5 protein-coding genes are annotated in these 4,705 nt (G+C 60.9%); all 5 read left to right on the forward strand.

Going from position 1 to position 4,705, the window contains the following annotated elements:
* The first annotated feature begins 40 nt into the window (after positions 1–40).
* Entirely contained in the window at positions 41–493 is a 453-nt protein-coding gene (rplK, locus tag ABY403_RS13470) for a 50S ribosomal protein L11 (protein WP_372841345.1), read from the forward strand.
* 2 nt (positions 494–495) lie between these two features.
* Positions 496–1,194, forward strand: coding sequence for a 50S ribosomal protein L1 (gene rplA, locus ABY403_RS13475; RefSeq protein WP_372841347.1), 699 nt, complete (start codon positions 496–498; stop codon positions 1,192–1,194).
* Between the two features lie 238 nt (positions 1,195–1,432).
* The gene (rplJ, locus tag ABY403_RS13480) at positions 1,433–1,948 is read left to right on the forward strand and encodes a 50S ribosomal protein L10 (RefSeq protein ID WP_372841348.1); all 516 of its coding nucleotides are present in this window, start codon (positions 1,433–1,435) and stop codon (positions 1,946–1,948) included.
* A 66-nt stretch (positions 1,949–2,014) separates the two neighbouring features.
* Positions 2,015–2,389, forward strand: a complete 375-nt coding sequence (gene rplL / locus ABY403_RS13485) for a 50S ribosomal protein L7/L12 (RefSeq protein ID WP_372841349.1) — start codon at positions 2,015–2,017, stop codon at positions 2,387–2,389.
* A gap of 234 nt (positions 2,390–2,623) precedes the next feature.
* Positions 2,624–4,705 (forward strand): DNA-directed RNA polymerase subunit beta (rpoB, locus tag ABY403_RS13490; protein ID WP_372841350.1); only part of this gene is annotated, 2,082 nt, incomplete at its 3' end.

The raw sequence follows: 4,705 nt of genomic DNA on the forward strand, positions 1-4,705 counted from the left end.
AACGCGCCACATTCGGCGCAGGTGATAAAGGAGAGGCCTGATGGCCAAGAAGATTATCGGCAGCCTGAAGCTGCAAGTCAAAGCGGGGCAAGCCAACCCCTCCCCGCCGATCGGGCCTGCGCTCGGTCAGCGTGGCATCAACATCATGGCGTTCTGCAAAGAGTTCAACGCCAAGACCCAGGACCTCGAGCCCGGCTCGCCGGTGCCCACGGTCATCACCTACTACGCCGATAAGTCCTTTACCTTCGAGATGAAGACGCCGCCGGCGTCGTTCCTTCTCAAGAAGGCCGCTGGGCTGAAGCCGGTTGGCAAGCGCAACCGCCCGAAGGGCTCGGTCAAACCGGGCCATGAGCCGGTTGGCAGCGTGAGCGTGGCGCAGATCCGCCAGATCGCCGAAACCAAGATGAAAGACCTTTCCGCAAACGACATCGAGGCTGCGATGCAGATCATCGTCGGTTCCGCAAAGTCGATCGGTATCGAGGTGAAGGGGTAATCATGGCCAAGGTTGCAAAACGCACCGCCGCAGCGCGTGCCCAATTCGATGGCAAGTTGAACCTTTCGGTTGAAGATGCCGTGAAACTGATCAAATCCGCCGCCTCGGCCAAGTTCGACGAGACGCTGGAAATCGCCATGAACCTTGGTGTTGACCCGCGCCACGCAGACCAGATGGTCCGCGGCGTCGTGCAACTGCCGAACGGCACCGGCAAGACGGTGCGCGTGGCGGTGTTCGCCCGTGGTGCCAAGGCCGATGAGGCCACTGCCGCAGGTGCCGATATCGTTGGTGCCGAAGAGCTTGCCGCGACGATTCAGTCGGGCAAGATCGAGTTCGACCGTTGCATCGCGACGCCGGACATGATGCCGCTGGTCGGCCGCCTCGGCAAAATCCTTGGCCCGCGCAACCTGATGCCGAACCCGAAGGTCGGCACCGTGACGATGGACGTGAAAACGGCTGTCGCTGCGGCCAAGGGTGGCGAAGTGCAGTTCAAGGTTGAAAAGGCCGGCGTCATTCATGGCGGCATCGGCAAGGTTTCGTTCACCGAAGAAGCGCTGGCCCAAAACGTCCGTGCCTTCGTGGACGCCGTTACCAGGGCCCGTCCGGCGGGCGCCAAGGGCACCTATGTGAAGAAAGTTTCGCTTTCTTCGACCATGGGCCCGGGCGTCAGCCTTGATGTGGCATCGGCCGCAGCGCACTGACGCGGCCAAGAATCCGGGCGAAAGCCCGGTTGCTGGCGGGGCGGAAACGCCCCGTCCTGTCCGAGACGGAGGGTGGCCTGACGGCCTTAATTTCCTTCCCGAGATGGGGAACGAGACCATTTCCGGGCCTGGCCCGGGCGATCTGGCCTCGGGACCCGTGATACGGACCCGAACGCTTCCGGCGCGATGCCGGGGGCATATGAGAGCCGGGGGGAAACCCCCAACCTTGGAGTGAACCGTGGATAGAGCCCAGAAAGAGCAAGTGGTCGAGGAACTCGGCCAGATCTTCGCAAGCTCTGGCGTCGTGGTGGTTGCCCACTACGAAGGCATGACGGTTGCACAGATGCAGGATCTTCGGGGGCGCATGCGCGCTGCCGGTGGGTCCGTTCGCGTTGCCAAGAACAAGCTCGCCAAGATCGCCCTGGAGGGTCTGCCCTGCGCAAGCATCGGCACATATCTCACGGGCATGACCGTGCTGGCCTATTCCGAAGACCCAGTCGCTGCGGCGAAGGTCACGGATGCCTATGCCAAGGGGAACGAAAAGTTCCGTATCCTTGGCGGGGCAATGGGCAGCGCGGCGCTGGACCCGGCAGGTGTGAAAGCCGTGGCCCTGATGCCGTCGCGTGAAGAGCTTCTTGCTCAGATCGTCTCGTGCATTGGCGCTCCGGCCTCGAACATCGCCGGTGCCCTTGGCGCGCCTGCTTCCAACATCGCGGGCATCCTCAAGACCCTTGAGGAGCGGCTTGCCGCCTGATGCAACCCTTGCCTTCGTAGCGGCTGATGCCCTTCGTTGGAAATGAACCAGAGAATGGATGAGAAAATGGCTGATCTGAACAAACTCGCCGAAGAGATCGTGGGTCTGACCCTGCTTCAGGCGCAAGAACTGAAAACGATCCTCAAGGACAAATACGGCATCGAGCCCGCCGCTGGCGGCGCTGTGATGATGGCCGGTCCTGCCGCCGGCCCCGCCGAAGCGGCCGAAGAAAAGACCGAGTTCGACGTCGTGCTGACCGATGCCGGCCCGAACAAGATCAACGTGATCAAAGAAGTGCGCGTGATCACCGGTCTGGGTCTGAAAGAAGCGAAAGACCTCGTGGAAGCTGGCGGCAAGGTGAAAGAAGCCGTGTCGAAAGCTGACGCCGAAGGCCTGAAGAAAAAGCTCGAAGAGGCTGGCGCCAAGGTCGAGCTGAAGTAATCCGCCGCCCATTGGGCAGCGAACTAAAAGGCTGGGTCCGGGTTTTCCGGGCCCGGCCGAACCTGTCTTGGAGAGGCCCTTCGCATTAGGGGGTTTGCCCAAGGCGGCGTTCACGGTTCGGGAGCCCGCCAGTGGGATGGCGGGCATGAATTGAACCGGCCCCTTCATTCGCATGCGGCGCTAGTCGGGCCCCGACGACTGGCACCCGCGAAGAGACGAAAGGTCACCACGAGCATGGCTCAAGCGTACGTTGGTCAAAAGCGTATCCGCCGCACCTACGGCAAAATCCGCGAAGTTCTCGAAATGCCGAACCTCATCGAGGTTCAGAAATCTTCCTACGATCTGTTCCTGCGTTCAGGCGATGGCCCGAAACCGCAAGACGGTGACGGGATTCAAGGTGTGTTCCAATCGGTTTTTCCGATCAAGGACTTCAATGAAAATGCGATTCTCGAGTTCGTGAAATACGAACTGGAGCGGCCGAAATACGACGTTGACGAATGCCAGAGCCGCGACATGACCTACAGCGCGCCGCTCAAGGTGACGCTGCGCCTGATCGTGTTCGATGTTGACGAAACCACCGGGGCGCGGTCGGTCAAGGACATCAAGGAACAAGACGTGTTCATGGGCGACATGCCCCTGATGACCCAGAACGGCACCTTCATCGTGAACGGCACCGAGCGGGTGATCGTCAGCCAGATGCACCGTAGCCCGGGCGTGTTCTTCGACCACGACCGCGGCAAGACCCATTCTTCGGGCAAACTGCTGTTTGCCTGCCGGATCATTCCGTACCGCGGCAGCTGGCTCGACTTCGAGTTTGACGCGAAAGATCTGGTGTTCGCGCGCATCGACCGCCGCCGCAAACTGCCGGTGACGACCCTTCTCTATGCGCTTGGGCTGGATCAGGAAGGCATCATGGATGCCTATTACCAGACCATCAGCTACAAGCAGGCCAAGAAAAAGGGCTGGGTCACGCCCTTCTTCCCCGACCGTCTGCGTGGCACCCGGCCGACCTATGATCTGGTCGATGCGGATACCGGCGAAGTGTTCTGCAAGGCGGGCGACAAGGTCACGCCGCGCATGGTCAACGAGCTGCAAAAATCCGGCAAGGTGAAAGAGCTTCTGGTGCCGTTCGAGCATATCCTCGGCCGTTTCGTGGCCAAGGATATCATCAACGAGGAAACCGGCTTCATCTATGTCGAAGCGGGCGACGAACTGACCATCGAACACAGCCGCGATGGCGAAATCTCTGGCGGTTCGCTCAAGGTGCTGATGGATAACGGCATCACCGATATCCCGGTGCTCGACATCGACAACATCACGGTCGGCCCGTACATCCGCAACACCATGGCCGCCGACAAGAACATGAACCGCGATCAGGCGCTCATGGATATCTACCGTGTCATGCGCCCCGGCGAGCCGCCAACGGTTGAAGCGGCCAGCCAGTTGTTTGACACGATGTTCTTCGACAGCGAGCGTTATGACCTCTCGGCCGTGGGTCGCGTGAAGATGAACATGCGTCTCGATCTCGATGCGCCGGACACCCAGCGCACCCTGCGCAAGGAAGACATCATCGCCTGCATCAAGGGCTTGGTCGAACTGCGCGACGGCAAAGGCGAGATCGACGACATTGACCACCTCGGCAACCGCCGTGTGCGCTCGGTGGGCGAGCTGATGGAAAACCAGTATCGCATCGGTCTGCTGCGCATGGAGCGCGCGATCAAAGAGCGGATGTCTTCGGTCGAGATCGACACGGTGATGCCGCAAGACCTGATCAACGCCAAGCCGGCGGCGGCCGCTGTGCGCGAGTTCTTCGGCTCGAGCCAGCTTAGCCAGTTCATGGACCAAACCAACCCGCTGTCGGAAGTGACGCACAAGCGCCGCCTTTCGGCCCTTGGGCCGGGTGGTCTTACGCGCGAACGCGCGGGCTTTGAGGTGCGCGACGTTCACCCGACCCACTATGGCCGGATGTGCCCGATTGAAACGCCCGAAGGTCAGAACATCGGCCTGATCAACTCGCTCGCCACTTTTGCGCGGGTGAACAAATATGGCTTCATCGAGACCCCATACCGCAAGGTGATCGAAGGCAAGGTGACCGACGAGGTCGTCTACATGTCGGCCACCGAGGAAATGCGCCACACAGTGGCGCAGGCCAACGCCACGCTCGACGCCGAGGGGCGCTTCGTCAACGATCTGGTGTCAACGCGCCAGTCGGGCGAGTTTATGCTGAATCCGAAAGAAGCGGTCGATCTGATCGACGTTTCGCCGAAGCAGCTGGTTTCCATCGCCGCAGCACTGATCCCGTTCCTTGAGAACGAC

It is taken from the genome of Phaeovulum sp. (assembly GCF_041596715.1).
Classification (GTDB): domain Bacteria; phylum Pseudomonadota; class Alphaproteobacteria; order Rhodobacterales; family Rhodobacteraceae; genus UBA6213.